18 protein-coding genes are annotated in these 20,001 nt (G+C 73.4%); 2 read left to right on the top strand and 16 right to left on the bottom strand.

The genetic code is table 11. The features are described from left to right. Window position 1: 1 nt before the first annotated feature. From ACNHYB_RS13255 to recR, 8 genes are all read right to left on the bottom strand, one after another. The gene (locus tag ACNHYB_RS13255; RefSeq protein WP_418275810.1) at window positions 2–775 is read right to left on the bottom strand and encodes a hypothetical protein; all 774 of its coding nucleotides are present in this window, start codon (window positions 773–775) and stop codon (window positions 2–4) included. Then, on the bottom strand, window positions 772–1,755 hold the full coding sequence (locus ACNHYB_RS13250) for an ATP-binding cassette domain-containing protein (protein ID WP_418275809.1): 984 nt from the start codon (window positions 1,753–1,755) through the stop codon (window positions 772–774). The genes ACNHYB_RS13255 and ACNHYB_RS13250 overlap by 4 nt, the downstream gene beginning before the upstream one ends. Next, window positions 1,752–2,126: a GntR family transcriptional regulator gene (locus tag ACNHYB_RS13245; RefSeq protein WP_418275808.1), complete on the bottom strand. Its 375-nt coding sequence runs from the start codon at window positions 2,124–2,126 to the stop codon at window positions 1,752–1,754. The genes ACNHYB_RS13250 and ACNHYB_RS13245 overlap by 4 nt, the downstream gene beginning before the upstream one ends. Window positions 2,127–2,322: 196 nt before the next feature. After that, window positions 2,323–3,438, bottom strand: a complete 1,116-nt coding sequence (locus tag ACNHYB_RS13240; protein ID WP_418275807.1) for an aspartate-semialdehyde dehydrogenase — start codon at window positions 3,436–3,438, stop codon at window positions 2,323–2,325. 7 nt (window positions 3,439–3,445) lie between these two features. Then, complete coding sequence (locus ACNHYB_RS13235) at window positions 3,446–4,750, bottom strand: aspartate kinase (RefSeq protein ID WP_418275806.1); 1,305 nt, start codon at window positions 4,748–4,750, stop codon at window positions 3,446–3,448. A gap of 120 nt (window positions 4,751–4,870) precedes the next feature. Then, window positions 4,871–5,650: a TSUP family transporter gene (locus tag ACNHYB_RS13230; protein WP_418275805.1), complete on the bottom strand. Its 780-nt coding sequence runs from the start codon at window positions 5,648–5,650 to the stop codon at window positions 4,871–4,873. 9 nt (window positions 5,651–5,659) lie between these two features. Next, entirely contained in the window at window positions 5,660–6,268 is a 609-nt protein-coding gene (locus tag ACNHYB_RS13225; protein ID WP_418275804.1) for a DUF5063 domain-containing protein, read from the bottom strand. Window positions 6,269–6,299: 31 nt separating this feature from the next. After that, complete coding sequence (recR, locus tag ACNHYB_RS13220; RefSeq protein WP_418275803.1) at window positions 6,300–6,899, bottom strand: recombination mediator RecR; 600 nt, start codon at window positions 6,897–6,899, stop codon at window positions 6,300–6,302. Between the two features lie 274 nt (window positions 6,900–7,173). On the opposite strand from recR, the gene ACNHYB_RS13215 reads away from it, so the two are divergent. After that, on the top strand, window positions 7,174–8,460 hold the full coding sequence (locus ACNHYB_RS13215) for an alkaline phosphatase family protein (RefSeq protein WP_418275802.1): 1,287 nt from the start codon (window positions 7,174–7,176) through the stop codon (window positions 8,458–8,460). A 5-nt stretch (window positions 8,461–8,465) separates the two neighbouring features. Here ACNHYB_RS13215 and ACNHYB_RS13210 read toward each other — a convergent pair whose 3' ends face one another. The 8 genes from ACNHYB_RS13210 to ACNHYB_RS13175 form a co-directional block, all read right to left on the bottom strand. Continuing rightward, window positions 8,466–9,074, bottom strand: a complete 609-nt coding sequence (locus ACNHYB_RS13210) for a response regulator transcription factor (RefSeq protein ID WP_418275801.1) — start codon at window positions 9,072–9,074, stop codon at window positions 8,466–8,468. Next, the gene (locus ACNHYB_RS13205) at window positions 9,071–10,291 is read right to left on the bottom strand and encodes a sensor histidine kinase (protein WP_418275800.1); all 1,221 of its coding nucleotides are present in this window, start codon (window positions 10,289–10,291) and stop codon (window positions 9,071–9,073) included. The genes ACNHYB_RS13210 and ACNHYB_RS13205 overlap by 4 nt, the downstream gene beginning before the upstream one ends. A 35-nt stretch (window positions 10,292–10,326) precedes the next feature. Continuing rightward, the gene (locus ACNHYB_RS13200; protein ID WP_418275799.1) at window positions 10,327–11,157 is read right to left on the bottom strand and encodes an ABC transporter permease; all 831 of its coding nucleotides are present in this window, start codon (window positions 11,155–11,157) and stop codon (window positions 10,327–10,329) included. Next, on the bottom strand, window positions 11,154–12,104 hold the full coding sequence (locus ACNHYB_RS13195) for an ABC transporter ATP-binding protein (protein ID WP_418275798.1): 951 nt from the start codon (window positions 12,102–12,104) through the stop codon (window positions 11,154–11,156). The genes ACNHYB_RS13200 and ACNHYB_RS13195 overlap by 4 nt, the downstream gene beginning before the upstream one ends. A 103-nt stretch (window positions 12,105–12,207) precedes the next feature. After that, window positions 12,208–13,716 carry a serine hydrolase domain-containing protein gene (locus tag ACNHYB_RS13190; protein WP_418275797.1) on the bottom strand — a complete coding sequence of 503 codons (1,509 nt, stop codon included), beginning with the start codon at window positions 13,714–13,716 and terminating at the stop codon, window positions 12,208–12,210. Further along, a complete protein-coding gene (locus tag ACNHYB_RS13185; RefSeq protein ID WP_418275796.1) occupies window positions 13,713–16,319 on the bottom strand; it encodes a glycoside hydrolase family 2 protein in 2,607 nt (868 codons plus the stop codon). Before ACNHYB_RS13185 ends, ACNHYB_RS13190 begins: the two co-directional genes overlap by 4 nt. Window positions 16,320–16,395: 76 nt before the next feature. Next, window positions 16,396–16,794, bottom strand: a complete 399-nt coding sequence (locus tag ACNHYB_RS13180; protein WP_418275795.1) for an NUDIX hydrolase — start codon at window positions 16,792–16,794, stop codon at window positions 16,396–16,398. Beyond that, window positions 16,791–19,697 carry a DNA polymerase III subunit gamma and tau gene (locus ACNHYB_RS13175; protein WP_418275794.1) on the bottom strand — a complete coding sequence of 969 codons (2,907 nt, stop codon included), beginning with the start codon at window positions 19,695–19,697 and terminating at the stop codon, window positions 16,791–16,793. The genes ACNHYB_RS13180 and ACNHYB_RS13175 overlap by 4 nt, the downstream gene beginning before the upstream one ends. A 112-nt stretch (window positions 19,698–19,809) precedes the next feature. Between ACNHYB_RS13175 and ACNHYB_RS13170 the strand changes: the two genes are divergently transcribed. Then, the gene (locus ACNHYB_RS13170; RefSeq protein WP_418275793.1) at window positions 19,810–19,986 is read left to right on the top strand and encodes a hypothetical protein; all 177 of its coding nucleotides are present in this window, start codon (window positions 19,810–19,812) and stop codon (window positions 19,984–19,986) included. The last annotated feature ends 15 nt before the right edge of the window (window positions 19,987–20,001 follow it).

The raw sequence follows: 20,001 nt of genomic DNA, 5'->3' as shown, positions 1-20,001 counted from the left end.
GTCACCTCGTCGGGCGGAGTCGGAGCCGGGACAGGTGGTAGCGGGCCCAGAGGGCCGCCAGGAGCACGGCGACGACGGAGCCGGCCAGCCAGAGGAGGTCGCCCGTCGACCCGGTGTCGGGACGCAGCCGGCCGAGGACGTCGTCGCCCGAGCCGGTCCCGGTGGCGAGCTCGAGCACGAAGAGGATCGCGAGGGACGGGACCAGCAGGACGGTGCCGCGCATCGCCCCGTGCGTCTGGTAGGCCGTCGCGACGGCGACACCGACCAGCACGTACCCGACGGTCACGACCGCCTCGGACAGTCCGTTGTGCACGAACCAGCCGACGCCCGGGTCGACGACGTCGATCGGGGCGTGCCAGGTCCAGCCCAGTGCGCCGAACACGGCGCGCTCGATGAGCAGCGCGGCGACGTTCGCCGCGCCGTACAGGACCGCGACGACGACCGAGGAGACGACGGACCCGGCGAACAGGGCCCGGCGCGTCCCGCCGGCGGCGACGTGGTTCGTCGTGATCGTCGCCACCATGATGATCGCCAGGGTGAACGCGAACCAGCGGGCGCTGTACTCGGCGCCCACGAGCACGCCGTTGCGCATGTCGTTGCCGGCGCGGTCGACGATGAGGGGTACCGCCACGGCGACGAGCGTGAAGATCACCCAGAACGCGGCCCCGACGATCATCGAGGAGCCCGCGACGGACCTGACGACCCGCCGCACGGCGCGGGCGTGCGCCCGGGCGGTGAAGGTGTCGCGCTCGGTGCGCGTGGTGGCGACGCTCATCGTGCAGCCCTCGCAGGGTCGGTGCCGCGGTCGCGCCGCGGGTCGGTGAGGCGGACGAACAGGTCCTGCAGCGGCAGGGAGCCGATCTCGACGCCGGCTGCGCGAGCGCCGGTCACGTCGTCGTCGTCGGGTGTTCCTTCGAGCGTGACCTGGACGGTGGAGCCGAGCTGCTGGCGGTGCAGGACGCGCCGTGCGCCCGCGATCCGCTCGACCGCCGTCGTCGGCCCGGTGAGGCTGAACCCGCGCGCCTGCATCTCCTCGGCCGTCTCGGCCAGGAGCACCGTGCCGCGGTCGACGACGACGACGTCCTCGAAGAGGCGCTCGACCTCCTCGACGAGGTGGCTGGACAGCAGGATGGTGCGCGGGTGCTCCGCGTAGTCGGCGAGGATCTCGTCGTAGAACGCGTACCGGGTGGGGGCGTCCATGCCGAGGTAGACCTCGTCGAAGATCGTCAGCGGGGCGCGGGAGGCGAGGCCGATGGTGGCTCCGACGGCGGACCGCTTGCCGCGGGACAGCGCGGCAGGCTTCTTGCGGGTGCTGACCTCGAACATCTCCAGCAGGCGGCCGGCGAGGTCGGCGTCCCAGGCGGGGCGCAGGTCGGCGTAGTACTTGAGGGTCTCGGAGACCTTCTCGTCGTCCTGCAGGTCGCCGCTCTCGCGCACGAGCTGGACGTTGGAGGTGACCCACGGGTTCTCCCAGGGGTCCTCCCAGTCCTCCACGGCGGCACCGTCCGGACCGAGGCGCACGGTGCCCTCGGTCGGTCGGGTGAACGCGGCGAGCAGGGAGAGCATCGTGGACTTCCCGGCCCCGTTGCGCCCCAGGATCCCGGTGATCACCCCGGGCCGGAGGTGCAGGCTCGCGCCGTCGAGCGCGGTCGTGGCGTCGTCCGCCACGAGGCTCCCCTCCTTCGTCATACGACGCTGCTTGCCGAACCGGACGACGACGTCGTCCAGCCGTGCGCCGAAGGGTGCGGGGGTCATGACTCCTCCGTCGGGGTGGGGTGGGTGCCGCGGACGTGGGCGACGATCTCCTCGGTGCTGATGCCGAGGACGGCGGCCTGGGCGAGCGCCGGGGCGAGGACCTCGTCGAAGTAGGCGGAGCGGTGCTGGTCGAGCAGGCGCTGCCGTGCGCCGGGGGCGACGAACATGCCGAGGCCGCGACGCTTGTAGAGCACGCCCTCCTCGACGAGGCCGCTGAAGGCCTTGGCCGCCGTGGCGGGGTTGATGCGGAACGTCGTGGCGAACTGGGTCGTGGACATGACCTGCTCCTCCTCCGCGAGCTCACCGGCGAGCACCTGCGCCCGGATCATCTGTGCGATCTGGACGTAGATCGGCTCGGGTCCGTCGAACACGCGGGCCTCCTCACGATGGTTCTCTAGTGCTGGGGTTCATTACTCAACTAATGAACCACGGATCCACGACGGCGTCAACTCCTTCCGGGCGATCCGCCGGCCGGGACGACACAGGGCCCCACGACGGACGAACCGTCATGGGGCCCTGCCACCTCGCGAGAGAGGTGCTACCTCGCGATGGACGTGCTACCTCGCGTCAGACGTCGGCACCCGCCGCCGCCTCCGCGAGATCGATCGTCGCCAGCTCGGCCAGGTCGGCAGCGACCAGCTCGGCGATCTGCACCGCGTTGAGCGCGGCGCCCTTGCGCAGGTTGTCGTTCGCCACGAAGAGCACCAGCCCACGACCGTCCGGCACGGACTGATCGGTGCGGATGCGCCCCACGAACGACGGGTCGGCGCCGGCCGCCGCGAGCGGCGTCGGGACGTCCGCCAGCTCGACGCCGGGAGCGCCCGCCAGCAGCACGCGGGCCCGCTCCGGGGTGATCGGCGCGGCGAACTCCGCGTGGATCGCGAGCGAGTGACCCGAGAACACCGGCACCCGCACGCACGTGCCGGCGACCGCCAGGTCCGGCAGACCGAGGATCTTGCGCGACTCGTGACGGAGCTTCTGCTCCTCGTCCGTCTCGCCCGACCCGTCGTCCACCAGGTTCCCCGCCAGCGCGATCACGTCGAACGCGATCGGCGCCACGTACTTCTCCGGCGTGGGGAAGTCGACGGCGGAACCCGAGTGGGCGAGGCCCTCCAGGTCGCCGGCGACCGCGGCCCGCGCCTGGTCGGCGAGCTCGCGCACGCCCCCCAGCCCGGACCCCGACACCGCCTGGTAGGTGGCCACGCGCAGCCGCTCCAGCCCGGCCTCGTCGGCCAGCGGCTTGAGCACCGGCATCGCCGCCATCGTGGTGCAGTTCGGGTTCGCGACGATGCCCTTGCCGGCCTCGGCGATCGCCTCGGGGTTCACCTCGGAGACCACCAGGGGGACCTCCGGGTCGAGACGCCACGCGGAGGAGTTGTCGATGACGACGGCACCCGCCTCGGCGAACCGGGGAGCGTGCTCGCGCGACGTGCCGCCACCGGCGGAGAAGATCGCGATGTCGATGTCGGCGAGGTCGTCCGTGGCGGTCGCCGCCACGTCCTCCACGACGATGTCGACGCCCTCGTAGGACAGCGTCGAGCCGGCCGAACGGGACGACGCGAAGAAGCGCAGGTCGCGCACGGGGAAGGACCGCTCGGCCAGCAGGCGCTGCATGACGCCGCCCACCTGGCCGGTCGCACCCACGACGGCGACGTCCACGCCGGACTCGTTGATCAGTGCCATCGGGGGCTCACCGACCCGTTCCGGCGTAGACGACGGCCTCGCCGTCGGCGGAGTCCAGCTGGAAGGCCGTGTGCACGGCACGCACCGCCTCGTCCAGCGAGTCGGCACGGGTCACGACCGAGATGCGGATCTCCGAGGTGGAGATCATCTCGATGTTCACCCCGGCGTCGCGCAGCGCGCCGAACAGGCGGGCCGAGACACCCGGGTGGGACTTCATGCCGGCACCGACGAGGGAGAGCTTGCCGATCTGGTCGTCGACCTGGAGCTCGTCGAACTTCAGCTCGTCCTTGACGGCGTTGAGCGCCGCCATCGTCGAGCGGGCGTCACCCTGCGGCAGGGTGAACGAGATGTCCGTCAGGCCGGTGGACGCGGCGGAGACGTTCTGCACGATCATGTCGATGTTCGCGCCGGACCCGGCCACGACCTCGAAGATGCGTGCCGCCTGGCCCGGCACGTCGGGCACGCCGACGACGGTGATCTTGGCCTCGCTGCGATCGTGCGCGACGCCGGAGATGATGGGGTCTTCCATGACTGCTTCCTCCTGCTCGTCGTGCGACGCGTTCGGGTCGATCTGGTCACCGTGGGTGCCCGTCACCATGGTGCCCTTGGCACCGGAGAACGAGCTGCGCACGTGGACGGGGACGTCGTAGCGCCGCGCGTACTCCACGCTGCGCAGGGCCAGCACCTTGGCGCCGGAGGCCGCCAGCTCGAGCATCTCCTCGTAGGTGGTGCGGTCGATCTTGCGGGCGGTGGGGACGATGCGCGGGTCGGCGGTGAAGACGCCGTCCACGTCGGTGTAGATCTCGCAGACGTCGGCGCCGAGCCCGGCGGCCAGGGCGACCGCCGTCGTGTCGGAACCGCCGCGCCCGAGCGTGGTGACGTCGTTGCCCGAGCTGACGCCCTGGAACCCCGCCACGATCGCGACCTGCCCCTTGGCGAGGGTCTCGCGGATGCGGAACGGGACGACGTCGACGATGCGGGCCTTGCCGTGCACGGCGTCGGTGAAGACGCCCGCCTGCTGGCCGGTGAAGGACTTGGCCTTCACACCGAGGGTGGTGATCGCCATCGCGAGGAGCGACATCGAGATCCGCTCGCCCGCGGTGAGCAGGATGTCCATCTCCCGCTGGGGAGGAACCGGACTGATCTGGGCGGCGAGGTCGACCAGCTCGTCCGTGGTGTCGCCCATGGCGCTCACCACCACGACCACGTCGTTGCCCGCGCGCTTGGCCTCCGCGATGCGCTTGGCCACCCGCTTGATGGACTGGGCGTCCGAGACGGACGACCCTCCGTATTTCTGCACGATGAGTGCCATGTGTGCTGCTTCCTGTCGCCGGCCTCCGTCTCTCTCAACGGTCCGCCGGGGCTGATGCTTGCGCCCAACATGGTAGCGGCAGGCCACCTCGGCGTCAGTTGCACCGTGCAGCGGCGGCGCTCAGAGCAGGTCGTCAAGGACGTCGTACCCCAGCTTGCAGATGAGCGCCCCGACCACGACGACGAACACGATCCGCACGAACCCGCTGCCCTTCGCGACCGCCATCCGCGCCCCCACGTACCCGCCGACGAGGTTCGCCAGCCCCATCGCCAGACCGAGCCCCCACAGCACCGCACCGTGCGGGACGAAGAACGCCAGCGCGCCCAGGTTGGTCGCGAAGTTGACGATCTTCGCCAGGGCGGAGGCCGGCAGGAACGCGTAGCCCAGGATGCTCACCAACGAGATCACCAGGAACGTCCCCGTACCGGGGCCGAGCAGTCCGTCGTAGGCGCCGATGACGGCACCGATCCCCGCCGCCGTCCACCGGTGCCGGTTGCCCTCCCAGCGCAGGTCGTCGTGGGCGCCGAGACCGGGCTTGAGGATCGTGAACACCGCGACACCGATGAGCACCACCAGGATGATCGGCGTGAAGAGCTCCGCCGGGATCTGGCTGGCCAGCGCCGCCCCGCCGTACGCACCGACCAGCGCCGCGAGCGCCATCGGGCCCGCCGTGGTCAGGTCCGGTCCGACGCGCCGGTAGTAGGTGAGCGCACTGACCGACGTGCCCATGATCGAGCCGAGCTTGTTGGTGGCCAGCGCTTGGATGGGCGAGATGCCGGGCACGAGCAGCAGCGCGGGGAGCTGGATGAGCCCGCCACCTCCCACCACGGCGTCGACCCACCCGGCGGCGAGGCCGGCGAGGACGAGGAGGAGGACCGTGGTGAGGTCGAGATCGAGCACCCGCCGATCCTAGGCGGAGCCGGTCGCCGCGGCGCCGGGCTCAGGCGTGCAGGGCGTCGTACTCCGCCTCGGCGGCGATGTCGTCGTCGACGTCGAGCCGCAGGTGGGCCAGCACGCCCTGGATGACGCGCAGCGCGGACGACGCCCGCTCCCCCAGCACGACAGGTAGGAGAACTGCCACCACCACAGGGCCTCGAGCTCGTGACCGTCGTCGTAGTGCTGCAGGCCCTTGGCGATCTCGGCGGCGACGCAGGCCAGGTCCCCGGAGACCGACGCGGCGGAGACGTCGGCACTGAGCACGGGGTCGGACACCTCGACGTAGTCGTCGAACCCGTCGAACATCTGCGCCAGGGCGGTGCGCAACGGGTCGACGTCGGTCTCGCGTCCGGCGTCGGGCTCGAAGCGTTCGACGGGGACGACGTCGACGATCGCGGCGAGGCGTGCCCCGGTGGCCAGCAGGTCGGAGGTGGCGAGGAGGAGCAGCGGGAGCTCGGCGCCGGGGAACCCGCCGGAGGCGACCTGGCTGGTCGTCGACAGGAAGGTGCGCGCCTCGGTGGACATCTGGACCGCGACGTCGCGGAGCTCGGAGTCTGCGGCGATCTCTGGCACGGTGCTCACCTGATCCTGTCGGGGGGCCTGCGCGCCGGGTTCAGCCCGCGACGACCCTTCTGCCCTCGAACGCGCGTCCGAGGGTGACCTCGTCCGCGTACTCCAAGTCTCCCCCGACGGGCAGCCCCGACGCCAGGCGAGAGACCGTGACGCCCAGGGGGGCGATGAGCCGCGACAGGTAGGTGGCGGTGGCCTCGCCCTCGACGTTGGGGTCGGTGGCGAGGATGACCTCGGTGACGACGCCGTCGGCCAGGCGGGTCATGAGCTGGCTGATCCGCAGGTCGTCGGGGCCGACGTTCTCCAGCGGGTTGATGGCGCCGCCGAGCACGTGGTACCGCCCGCGGTACTCCCGGGTGCGCTCCACCACGACGACGTCCTTGGGCTCCTCGACGACGCAGATGACGTCGTCGGCGCGGCGCGGGTCGGCGCAGACGCGGCAGGTCGCGGACTCGGCGACGTTGCCGCACGTCTCGCAGAACTGCACGCGGGCCTTGACCTCGGTGAGCGCGTCGACCAGGCGCCGCACGTCGGCGGCGTCGGTGGCGAGCAGGTGGAACGCGATGCGTTGCGCGCTCTTGGGCCCGACGCCGGGAAGCCGGCCGAGCTCGTCGATCAGGTCCTGGACCGCGCCTTCGTACACGTGCTCAGCGTACGGCCCGCAGCCGACACCGCCTGCGCTGCCCGCCTGCGCTGCCCGTCACGATCTGGTCGGCAGTTCGTGATCTGTTCGGCAGTCGCTCCTGCCGAAAAGATCACGAGCTGCCGACCAGATCACCGGCACGAGGGCACGGCGCCGGCGGTGCATGACGCCCGGGTGTCCGTCGACGATCGGGACGACGACGACTCGATGGCCGTCCGTCGAACCGTGGTGCGTCCGACGGCATCCATCGTGACGCCCGCCTAGGTTCCGGCTCATGAGTCGCCGCACCCTACGGCCGATCACGGCCGCCACCGCCGTCCTTTCCGCCCTCGCACTGACCGCCACCTCGGCGACCGTCGTCCAGGCGGACGACCACCCACCGGCCGATCACGTTGTCCTCGTCGCGCTCGACGGCTTCGACGCCGACTACGTCGGCCGTGCTCCGACGCCGCACCTGGACGCGCTCGTCGAGAACGGCTCGCTCACCACGTCGACCGGCGTCATGCCGTCGATCACGAACCCCTCGTGGTCGTCGGTGGCGACCGGCGCCTGGCCCTCGACCCACCACAACACCGCGTACTGGTTCGACCCGACATCCGGGACCGCCCGGGGCCAGCAGCGTGATCTCGCCGTGCCGACCATCGCCCAGGCCGTCCGCGAGCAGGGCGGGACCGTGTTCTCCGCCCAGTGGTTCATCCTGCAGGACTACGGTGTCACCTACGGCGACCCGCAGGGCCTGTACACCCAGCCGGGTGGTGACTGCTCACGGCGCGTCGACGACGCCGTCGCGGTCATCGCCGGAGAACCCGTCAGCTCCGGCGGGGCGATGGTGACCACCGAAGTGGTGCCCCAGCTGCTCACCGTCTACTGCGACACCCTGGACGCCATCGGCCACCGTGGCGGCGCCGAGGACCCTGCGCTCGCCGCCGCCCTGACCGAGGTCGACGCACAGATCGGCCGACTGGTCCAGGCCACGAAGGACGCCGGGATCTACGGGCGCACGGCTTTCATCGTCACCGGCGACCACGGCATGACCACGTTCGACCGCGGGTTCGCGGACGAGGCGCTGGCGGCGATCTCCGACGTCGGCTACGAGGCGGAGATCCTCACGGCAGGGCATGCGCCCGCCCCGAGCACCGACGTCGCGATCGTGGTCGGCGGGGTCGCCGACCTCACTCTGCTCGGCGACGCGGCGGGTGACCGCAGGGCCGAGCTCCGGATCCGTCGGGCGCTCGCCACGCTGCCGCAGGTGCGCGCCGTCTACGGCGAGACGGCGCAGCGTCTGATGCACATGAGCCCGCACCACGGCGACCTGATCGTCGAGCCGAAGCCGGGCTGGTCGTTCGGCACGGACCCGGCGACCGCCGTCGGACGGCACGGCGCGACCACCGAGCTGCAGGTGCCCCTGGTCATCGCCGGCTCCGGCGTGCGCGACGGACGCTCGCCACGAGGTCCGCGGCACGTCGACCTCGCCCCGACGATGGCGGCGCTGCTCGGGATCGAACCGCCGTCCGGCAGCGAGGGCAGGGTGCTGCGAGAGGTGCTGAGCGGCCGCCGCTGACCGGATCAGGAGATCCAGCCCTTTGCCCGCGCCGCCCGGGCGGCCTCGTGGCGGTTCGTCACGCCGAGCTTCGCCACCGCGGACGACAGGTAGTTCCGCACGGTCCCCGGTGCGAGCGCGGCCCGCACGGCGACGTCCTCCACGGGGGCGCCGTCCGCGGCGAGCTCCAGGACGTCGGCCTCCCGGGCGGTGAGGGGCGAGTCGCCGGCGGAGATCGCGTCGGCCGCGAGCTCCGGGTCGACGTACCGGCCGCCGGCGGCGACCTGGCGGATCGTGTCGGCCAGGACGGCGGCGGAGACCGACTTCGGCAGGAACCCCCGCACCCCCGCCGAGAGCGCCTTCTTGAGGTGCCCGGGCCGGCCGTGGCCGGTGACGATGACGACGCCGCAGCCCGGCACCTCGGCACGCACGGCCTCGGCGACCTCGATCCCGTCCGCTCCGGGCATCTGCAGGTCGAGGACGGCGACGTCGGGGCGGTGCCGGCCCAGCATCGCGATCGCCTCGGTCCCGCTGCCCGCCACGGCCACGACCTCCAGGTCGTCCTCCAGGTCGAGCAGCCGCGCGACGGCGTCGCGGATGAGGGTCTCGTCGTCGGCGAGGACGATGCGGATCATGGGGTCGCTCCGGTGGTCGGGACGCTCGCGACGACGGTGAACTCCTCACCGTCGGCCGTCGCGTCGAGGGTGCCGCCGACGGCGGCGAGTCGTTCGCGCAGGCCGGCGAGGCCGCTGCCGTCGGGACTGCGGCCGCCGTCGGCCGCGGCGCCGTCGTTGACGATCCGCAGCGCCACCGCGCCGCCGTCGTCGTCCAGGTCGAGGCGGCACCGGGTGGCCCGCGAGTGGCGCACGACGTTCGTCACCGCCTCCCGCACGACCCACGCCAGGGCCTCCTGGCGCGGCTGGTCGAGCGCCGGCACCTCCCCCACGACGCGCACCGTGATCCCGGCGGCACGCAGCACCGAACGCGCACCGGCGAGCTCGGTGGCCAGGTCGGCGGACCGGTAGCCGGCGACGACGCCCCGCACCTCCCGCAGGGACTCGTGCGCGAGGGTGCGGACCTCGTCCATCTCGTCCGCGGCGCGCGGGTCGCCGCGTCGGGCCAGCGCCGCCGACAGCTCGCTCTTGACGGCCACGGCCGACAGCGCGCGACCGACGACGTCGTGCATGTCGCGGGCGATGCGCAGCCGTTCCTCCGCGACGGCGAGTCGCCCGGCGACGGCGCGCGCCTCCTCCAGCTCGCGCACCACCTCGAGCACCCACATCGACAGCCGCACCGTGGCCAGCCAGAACAGGGTCGCCGCGTACAGGAAGACCGCGAGCGAGATCGTGCCCGCGGGCACGGAGCCCTCCAGCGCGGACGCCGCCACGACCAGCACGGGCACCGCGAGCGCCGACACCGCCAGGCGACGGAACGGGAAGCCGGTCGCCAGGGCTCCGAAGGTGGCGGCCCCGCACACGCCGATCGTCACCGAGCGCCCGTCGGACCAGTCGGACCCGCCCGGCAGCAGCACCAGCACGAGCCCGACCAGGAGCGCCGTGCAGACGGCCAGCGCGACGAGGGCTGGTTCGGCCCGACCGCCGGAGACCAGAGGACGGTCGAACCCGACGTGGACGGTCCACCAGCACACGGCGACGTGGACCAGGGCGACCACGGCCACCGTCCCGAGCGCCGCCTGCGACGGCAGCGGCGCACCGCTCTCCAGGAGTGCGAGCACGGCGTACAGGTAGAAGAAGGCTTCCAGCGGCACGAACAGGTAGAGGGTCACGCGGGTGTACAGCTCGACGCCACGGGCACCCCCGGCGAGGGACGCGGAAGGCCGGTGCGGACTCACCGCGCCAGCCTGCCACGTCCTCGGGTCGCGACGACTCATCGACGCGGTGCCCACCGCATCCAGCGCTTCGCGGCGAGCCCGGCCAGGCACGTCCACACGACCAGCACGCCCACGGGCTGCGCGGCGGCGGCGAACGTCTCGGCCACGCCGAGGGTGGCGCCGTCGACGTCCTGCCCGGCCAGACCGAGCCGCATCAGCTCGGTGACGGGCGCCAGCGGGGTGAACCGGGCGACGGTGCCGATCGTGCCGTCCGGGGGCATCGGGAAGATGCCGGCGAAGGGCAGCACCAGGACGATGACGGGCAGGGTGGTGAACTGCACGGACTCCACCGTGCGGGACATGCCTGCCGTCGCGGCCGCGAGCGCCGACAGGACGGCGGCTCCGCCGAGCCCGGCGAGGATCACCAGCACCGGGTTCACCATGCCGGGGTTCTCGACCAGCAGGGTGACGGCCACGTAGCCGAGGACGAGCTGCACCAGGATGATGACCGCCGGCGGCACGGCCGGGGCGAGCAGCACGTCGAGCCGCGTCGACGACCCGGTGAGGAGCCGTTGGAGGACACGGTCCTCGCGGCGTGCCACGTAGGCGGTGGTGACGTTGTAGTAGACGACGAACACGAGGGCCACGACCAGCAGCGTGTTCAGGACGCCGACGGCGGTCAGGCGCCCCCCGTCGCCGCCGACGGCTCCCATCGTGGTGAACAGCAGCACCATCGCCACGGGCAGGGCCAGCGCGTACAGCAGGGCGGTGCGGTTGCGCAGCAGCAGCACGGCCTCGGCGCGGGTCAGGGCGGCCAGACGGCGCAGCCGTGGTGCGGTCGGGCGTGCGGTGCGGTCGGTGGTCGGGGTGCGGGTCGTGGTGCTCATGCGGCAACCTCCTCGTCGACGTCGGCGCCCTGCGCGAGGGTCAGGAACGCCTGCTCGAGCGACGCGGCACGCGCCTCGAGCTCCTCCAGGACGACGCCGCGCTCGCGCGCCCAGGTCAGCAGGTCCTCCAGGTCGTGCTGCAGCGCGGTGGTCTGCAGCAGCACGCGGGCGCGGACGACGTCGGCCCCCACGAGCCCGGACAGCAGCGGCAGGTCCGACGGCGTGAGCGTCAACCGTTCCCCGCCGGAGTCGTGCGGCACGAACTCGATCCGGGCTGGTTCGGCGGACACGGTCTCCGCGACCGTGCCGGACCGCACGACGCGGCCGGCCCGCATGATCGCGACGCGGTCCGCGAGCTCCTCCGCCTCCTCCAGGTAGTGGGTGGTGAGCAGGACGGTGACGCCGTCGTCGAGCAGGCCGCGCACGAGCGCCCAGACGGCCCGGCGGCTCTCGGGGTCGAGGCCGGTGGTGGGCTCGTCCATGATCAGCAGGTCGGGACGACCGAGGATCGCCATCGCGAGGTCGAGGCGGCGGCGCTCCCCACCGGAGAGGCTGCCGACGCGGACGTCGGCGCGGCCGTCGAGCGCGAGGGAGGCGAGCACGTCGTCGACGTCGCGCGGGTCGGCGAGCGTGCCCGCCCACATGCGCATCGTCTCGGCGGTCGTGAGGTCGCCGGAGAACCCGGCCTCCTGCAGCATGATGCCGAGGTGCGGCACCACGTGCTGCCGCTCGGCGTACGGGTCGCGGCCGAAGATCCGGATCTCGCCGGCGTCGGCCGGGGCGAGGCCCTCGACGAGCTCGACGAGCGAGGTCTTCCCGGCGCCGTTGACGCCGAGCAGGGCGAGCAGCTCGCCGCGGCGGACGTCGAGGTCGACCCCGCGCACGGCCTCGAACTGGCCGTAGCTGCGGCGGACCCCGCGGACGGTGAGGATCGGCTGGTTGGTCATGCCTCCAGCCTGGTCGGACGGTGCCGCGTCAGGTAGTGCGGCGCGTCACCGGTCCGTGTGCGGTCGTCACGGCCGGGCCGTGACAGACGTCATGCGGCCAGGATCAGACGCCGAGTCCGGTGGCGCGCAGCAGTGCCGTCGGCCCGAAGGCGACGTTCTGGTCGACGGCGACCTCCACGTGGCGGCCCTCGCCGTCCCCGCCGAACTGCAGCGTGACGTCGAGCGCGAACGGGGTGCCCTGCCAGACCATCCTCGCCACGAGGGTGTCGTGCGCGGTCCATGCGGCGGCCGCGGCGACGGGGAGGGGCTCGCCGTCCAGCTCGACGCTGCCGCGCACCCAGTGCCCGGCGCCGCACCGCACCGTGCGCGGCGAGCCGTGCGCCCCGGTGGTCCAGGACAGCTCGATGACGTCGGCGTCGTGCCGGACGGCGACGCTGTGCCAGCGCAGGAAGGCCCGACCGTGCCCGCCCTCGTCGACGGCGGCGCCGTCGTGGTGCTGCAGCAGGAACTCGGAGCCCTCGACCATCGCGCCCACCAGGGTGGAGGCGCTGCCGCCGGGCACCGCGACCGCGAGCTCGTCGAGCGTGAAGGGCGCGCCGCCGTCGGGCACGGACGACGGGGCGCCCGGGGCCGACGACGGGACGTCGGTGCACGCCGGACCGAGCAGCTCGAGCACGGCCTCGAGCTCCTCGGCGGTGCGCGTGGTCCCGCTGGTGAGGACGACGACGAGGTCGAGGTCCGGGCGGACGACGGCGAACTGACCGAACGCGCCGTCGGCCCGGAAGGCCCCGAACCGGCAGCGCCAGAACTGGTAGCCGTAGCCCTGGTTCCAGTCGACGTTCTCGTCGGGACCGTTCGGCACCTGCGCGGACGTCATCTCGTCGACCCAGGAGGCGTCCACGAGCTGGTCGTCGCCCCAGCGGCCGCGCTGCGACCAGAGCTGACCGAGCGTGGCGAGCTGCTCGGTGGTGAGCGTCAGCCCGTACCCGCCGACGTCGATCCCGCGCGGGCACTGCTCCCAGGTGGCGCCCGTGATGCCGAGCGGGGCGAACAGCCGCGGCGTCAGGTAGTCGAGCAGCCGCTGACCGGTGAGGCGGTGCAGGATCGCGGCGACCAGGTAGGTCGCACCCGTGTCGTAGACGAACCGGGTGCCGGGCTCGTACGTCACCGGGGCGGCCAGGATGTCGCGCGCCCAGCTCGACCCGGGCCGGTGCAGGTTGTGCAGCGTGAAGCTCATGGTGTCCGTGGCGTGCCCGCTGGTCATCGTCAGCAGGTCGCGGACCGTCATCGCGGCGAGGTGGGCGTCCGGATGCTCCGGGGCGTCGTCGGGCAGCAGGTCGACCACGCGGTCGTCCACGGTCAGCAGGCCCTCGCCCACCGCGATGCCGACGGCGGTGGCGGTCACCGACTTCGACACCGAGTACATCCGATGGGGCTCGTCCGCGGTGAACGGGTCCCACCACGCCTCGGCGACCACCCGGCCGTGGCGCAGCACCATGAGGCTGTGCACGTCGTGGATCTCGTCGAGGACCTCGACGAGCCGGGTCAGCGCCGCCGGGTCGACGCCCTGCGACTCGGGGGTGGCTCGGGGCAGCAGTCGCGTCGTCGTCACGCCGGCCATTGTGCCGCAGCCTCCGCGGGGCGCTCCGGGAGCAGGTCGTTCGCCGAGACCACCGCGGCGGCGAAGGCCACGGCGTCGGCCCCCGACGTCGACGACACCCGCAGGGTGGCGGTCTCCCCCGCCCGCAGCGTGATCAGCCCGCCGTCCACGCGGGCGGACGGGTCGACGACGTCGGCGTGGCAGAACACGTCCCGCACCAGCGAGTGCGCGGTGAGGGTGAGCTCGCACCCGTCGTCGACGGTCTTCGCCTCGACGGTCAGGGCGTCCGGGTCGAGACGCTGGTCCACGACCTCCGCACCGTGCACGACGGCGGTCTCGAACGTCCGGTGCGCCGCCACGGCGACGAGGAGCTCGACCGAGGCGTCGTCGAACGTGGCGACGTCGTCGGGCACGGTGAGCGTGACGGCGCCGCGCGCCGGCACCTGCGCGACGAGGTCGACGGTGGCGAGCACCGCGCCGTCCACCGTCTCGCGCGTGACCGTGAAGGACTCGTCCACGGCGTCGCCCGTGTCGTTGACGAGCACCAGCGCAAGGGTGTCCGCCTCCGGCTCCACGCCCTCCCACGCCTCCTGCCACGCCTGCGGCGAGACCCGTGGCTGGAACGTCGCCAGACGTGGCGAGCAGGCGGCGCGCAGGGCGTACCAGAGCGGCTTGCGGTGCTCGTCGTGGTCGACGGCCGCCCACGACACCACCGGCCAGCTGTCGTTGAGCTGCCAGACGACGACGCCCGTGTTGTGCGGGGTGAGCGAGCGCGCGTGCTCGATGCCGAACCGCACGGCGTGCGCCTGGTTGAGCTGGGTGGTCCAGTGCCACTGCTCGATCGTGGCCGGGTCGGGCAGGTGCCCCTGCCAGCCGCGCTCCAGCTTCGCGTTGCCCAGGTTCGCCTTCTGGTGCACGAGCATCTGGTGGCCGAACGGGGCGAGCGGCTCGTCGTGCACGACCCGGGCCAGCGTCGACCAGGCGGGCGGCCCCTGGAAGCCGAACTCGGACAGGAACCGCGGCCGGTACCGCCGGTACACCGTGTAGTCCTCGCGGTTCCACACGTCCCAGATGTGCATCGTGCCGTAGCGCTCGTCGTTCGGGTGACGGTAGTCCCCGAAGGAGAAGGGGCTCGCCGGGGAGTAGGGGCGCGTCGGGTCCAGCTCGGCGACCACGCGCGGCAGCAGGTCGCTGTAGTAGGCGTCCCCCCAGCCGCGGCCCTCCAGCGGGCCGGCCCAGCCCCAGTCGACCGAGCCCCACGTGTTCTCGTTGTTGCCGTTCCAGAGCACCAGGGAAGGGTGCACGCTCAGGCGCGTCACGTTCTCGCGGGCCTCCGCCTCGATCTCCGAGCGCAGCGGCTCGTCCTCGCTGTAGGCCGCGCACGCGAACGGGAAGTCCTGCCACACGAGCAGGCCCCGCTCGTCGGCGAGGTCGTACAGGTCGTCCGACTCGTAGACGCCGCCGCCCCAGATGCGCAGCAGGTTGAGGTTGGCCTCCAGCGCGTCGTCGAGCCTTCGCGCGTACCGGTCGCGGTCCACCTGCGTGAGGAACGCGTGGTCCGGGATCCAGTTGGCGCCGCGCACCAGGACGGTCTCGCCGTTGACCTTGAGCAGGAACGGGGCGCCGGCGGCGTCCGGGGTGGTGTCCAGCTCGACGGTGCGGAACCCGACCCGCCCGGTCCAGCGCGCGGCGTCGTGGCCGGGTGCGACGGAGGTCCCCGGCACCCCGGCGGTCACCTCCACGTCGTAGAGCGGCTGGTCGCCGTGGCCGACGGGCCACCACCGCCGCACCCCCGCCACCCGGGCGCTCACCCCGGCCGACGTGCTGCCCGCCACCACGACGCCGGTCGCCTCCACCGCGGCACCGCCGGGTCCGGTGACGCGCACGACGACGGGAACGTCCGCGTCCGGTCCGACGCCGTCACGCTCGATCTCGACGTGCGCGGCCAGGACGCCGTCGAACCCCTCGCCGGCGCCCGCGGGGACGACGTCGACCAGCGGGCGCACCGACACGAGCCGCACCCCGGACCAGGCGTCGACGCCGATCGGCTTCCACACGCCCGCGCCCGCGACGTCGATCCCCCAGTCCCAGCCGAACGAGCAGGCCATCTTGCGGAGCTGGTTGTACTCGTGGTGGTTGACCCGCGGGAGCGCCCCGTGGCGGGCGGCACGGGCCGCGGCCTCCGGCACGGGGGCCGCGAAGGTCACCGTCAGGGTGTTGTCACCGGCGCGCAGCAGCTCTCGCACGTCCCACCGGTAGGAGCGGTGCATGTTCTCGGTGCGCGCCACCTCGGTGCCGTTGAGCACGACCGTGGCGACCGTGTCCAGGCCGCCGGCGACCAGGTCGTGACGACTCGCGCCGTCGTCCTGCCAGGCGAAGGTGGTCGAGAAGCGCCAGGACGTGTCGCCGATCCACTGCTGGGCGGCCTCGTTGTCCCCGTCGAAGGGGTCGTCGATCAGCCCGGCGGCCACCAGGTCGAGGTGCGCCTCCCCGGGGACGGTGGCGGGGATCCCCTCGCGCAGCGCGTGCGCCACGGCCTGCGGGGCATCCGCCGCGAGCTCGACGGCATCGAGCGTCCAACCCGTCGACAGGGGGTGCGAGGGAAGGAAGGGCATCGGTGATCTCCGCTGATCGGTGACGTTCGGCCTGCGGGTCGAACCTACGCGCCGCGACCGACGACGGCCACGGCCATCAGGCCTGCGACGCCGCGACCGCGAGCAGGTCCACCGACAGCGGCGCGACCGGCAGGCTGCCCGGCGCGGCGGGGTCGACCCACACCACCTCGTCGATCTCGGCGCGCGCCACGGGCTCGAACCCGCCGGGCAGCGGCACGGCGTACACGTGGGCGTCCACGACGTGCCCCGGCTCGTTGGCGGCGACCGCGGCGCGACGTCCGAGGGGTACCAGCGCCGCCACCGGCACGTCGAGACCGATCTCCTCGGCGCACTCGCGCACGAGGGCGGCATCCGGCGCCTCGCCCGGCTCGATCTTGCCGCCCACCTGCATGAACGCCGTCGTGCCGCGCTTGCGCACCAGCAGGAACCGCCCGTCGCGCACGATGACCGCCGCGACGATGTGCAGCGTCGTCACGGCTGGTCGGTCACCTCCTCGACGACCGTCCCGTCGAGCACCTTGACCACCAGCGGCACCCCGACCAGGCCGACGGAGGTGATGTCCGGGTCGTCGTCGGAGACGTCGTCGTAGTCGGTCGTCGCGGCCCCGGCGGGTGCGCTCGGCGGGAGCGGGGCGGGCGGGGCGGGTCGACCACCGAAGCGCTGCGCCTGCCGTGCGGCGTCCTCCGCGGCCTGGCGCGGCGACGGTGCCGCTCGGGGCTGGGACGGCGCGGCCTGCCCCGGGTCCGAGGTCCCCGGCTGGGTGCCCTCGTTCCCGGCGGCCTGGTTCTGGTCCGTCGTGGGCTGTGCCACCGACGACGCCGCCGGGACCCCGGGCGCCGTGCGTGCCGACGCGAGCGCGGCGGCAGGGTCCGGTCGGGCAGGGTCGGGTCCGCCGCCCGACGACGGCGCGTCCGCGGCGGTGCTGCCGGACGCCGTCGAGGACGGCTCACCGGCCAGCCAGGCGGCGTCCGCGGCGTCCGCGGCGGACATCGCGCTCGCTGCGGCGGCCTCTCGCTCCCCCGGCGCACGGTCGACCGGCGGCACGGCCGTTCCCGGCGACCCGGCAGGGTTCACCGACGGGTCCTGGCCCGAGAACGACGGCGTGGCCGTCGCCGCGCGGTCCGCGCCCGAGGCGGCACGGCCCGTGGGTCCGGGCGGTCCTGTAGGAGCGGTGTCCGGGCCCGGGTCGCCGAGGTCGGGGTCGTCGGGCTCGTCGTCCGGCTCGGAGCGGGACGCCGGCGGACCGTCGGACCGCTCCCGGCCGCCCTGCACCCCTGCCGGGTCCCCGGGTCCCTCGACGCCGACCGTGACGTCGACCTGGGCCCGCACACCGAGGGTCTGGTAGAGCGACTCGGCGAAGGACTCCAGGTGACGCGGCTGCGAGAAGTTGCGGGCCAGGCCCTCGGTCCGGAAGGCCAGGACGACCCGGTCCCCCGTCAAGGAGGCCACCTGCGCGTTGTCGCTGACGAGGGCGCGGGTCACCGGGCTGCCGAGGTTGGCCACGACCTCGTCCCAGCGCCGACGGACCTCCTCGGCCGTCACCCCGCCGGCACCCGGCGCGGCCTGCGTCTCAGCGGGCTGCTCGATGCCGGGCTGCTCGATGCCGGGCTGCTCGGCGGCGGTCGCTGCCGGAGCAGTCGGCGCCGATGCGACCGAGGACGCCGAGGCAGCGCGGTCGTCGGTAGCACCCTCGTCGACAGCACCCTCGTCGACAGCGCCGTCGTCGGTAGCACCCTCGTCGACAGCGCCGTCGTCGGCAGCACCGTCGTCGACGGCTGCGGACGGAGCGACCGGGGCGGTCGATTCCTGTCCGGTTGCCGGCGACGGCGCGGGCGACGGCGCGGCTTCCGCAGGAGCGGACGACGCGGGGGCTGACACGGTCGGGGCTGACACGGTCGGGGCTGACACGGTCGGAGCCGACACCTCCTGCACGGCCGGAGCGGGCAGTGCCGGAGCAGCGTCAGCCGGAGCAGCGTCAGCCGGAGCGGGCGCCGCCGTCGCCGAGCCTGCCGACGACGCCGAGGTGGCACCGCGCGCCGCGCGGCTCTGCTGCAGCGCCGCGCGCACCGCGGCGGGGCCGGTCAGGTTGGCCGCACCGCCCAGGTCGGTGGGCCCGCCAGGACCCGCTGGCCCGGCAGAGCCCTGCGCGGTCGGCGCGGACCCGGCCGCCACGGGCGCCGCCCCACCGGCCGGCACCACCGCACCGGAGGCGACCGCGCCGCGCTCCAGGCGGTCGATGCGCGCGGCGAGACCGTCGGTGCCGTCGTCGGCGCCGGGCAGGAGCAGCCGTGCGCACAGCAGCTCCAGGTGCAGGCGGGGCGAGGTCGCGCCGGTCATCTCGGTGAGCGCGGCGTTGACGAGGTCGGCCGCGCGGGACAGCTCCGCGACACCCAGGTTCCCGGCCTGGTGACGCATGCGTTCGAGCTGGTCGGCAGGGAGGTCGCGGAGCACGGCACCGGCGGCGTCGCCGGAGACCGCGATGACGATGAGGTCGCGCAGCCGTTCGAGGACGTCCTCCACGAATCGCCGCGGTTCGTGCCCGGTCGCGATGACGTGGTCCACGACGCGGAAGATCGAGCCGCCGTCGCGTGCCGCGATCGCGTCCACGACGTCGTCCAGCAGCGTGGCGTGCGTGAAGCCCAAGAGCGCGACGGCGGCGTCGTACTCGACGCTGCCGGCCGCACCGGCGATGAGCTGGTCGAGCACGGAGAGGGTGTCGCGCACCGAACCGCCCCCGGCGCGGGTGACGAGCGGGACGACGCCGGCGCCCAGCTCCACCCCCTCGGCGGTGCAGAGCTGGTCGAGGTAGGGCCCGAGCACGTCCGGCGGGACCAGGCGGAAGGGGTAGTGGTGGGTGCGGGAGCGGATCGTCCCGATGACCTTGTCCGGCTCCGTCGTGGCGAACACGAACTTGATGTGGGGCGGCGGCTCCTCGACGATCTTGAGCAGCGCGTTGAACCCGTGCGACGTGACCATGTGGGCCTCGTCGAGCACGAAGATCTTGTACCGGTCGCGAGCGGGCGCGAAGGTGGCCCGCTCACGCAGGTCACGGGCGTCGTCGACGCCGTTGTGGCTCGCGGCGTCGATCTCGACGACGTCGAGCGAGCCGGGGCCGCCACGCGCCAGCTCGACGCACGACGGGCACTCGCCGCAGGGGGTGTCGATCGGGTTCTCGGGGGTGTTGCGGTGGCAGTTGAGCGTGCGCGCGAGGATGCGCGCCGACGTCGTCTTGCCGCAGCCGCGCGGCCCGGAGAACAGGTAGGCGTGGTTGACGCGCCCGCTGCGCAGAGCCTGCATGAGCGGCGCGGTGACGTGCTCCTGGCCGATCACCTCGGCGAACGTCTCGGGCCGGTAGCGGCGGTACAGAGCGGTGGTCACCCCGCCAACCCTAGACGCCGGAGCCGACACGAACACCCTGTCCACGTCGCCGCCCGACGCCACCTGCTGGACGGGCCCCGCCGTCCGGGAAGGAGACCGCTGGCGTGCGGGCATGACAGAGCGCATCGAGGGTCTGGACGTGTACGCCGCGAGCTCCTACCGGGTCGCGGTCTCCTCCGGCAAGCGGGTGACGCGGAAGGTCCCGCTGATCGCTGCCGTCGACGTGGAGACCGGCGAGGTCACCTTCTCGGTCGCCCCGGAGGACGTCGAGAAGCTGCAGCGGGACTGATCTGCACCGGCGGCC

The sequence above is a fragment of the Isoptericola jiangsuensis genome (assembly GCF_048320105.1).
In the GTDB taxonomy this organism is placed as follows: Bacteria; Actinomycetota; Actinomycetes; order Actinomycetales; family Cellulomonadaceae; genus Isoptericola; species Isoptericola jiangsuensis_A.
Note: the sequence above shows the minus strand (reverse complement) of the source record. Positions and strands in the feature narration are given on the sequence as shown.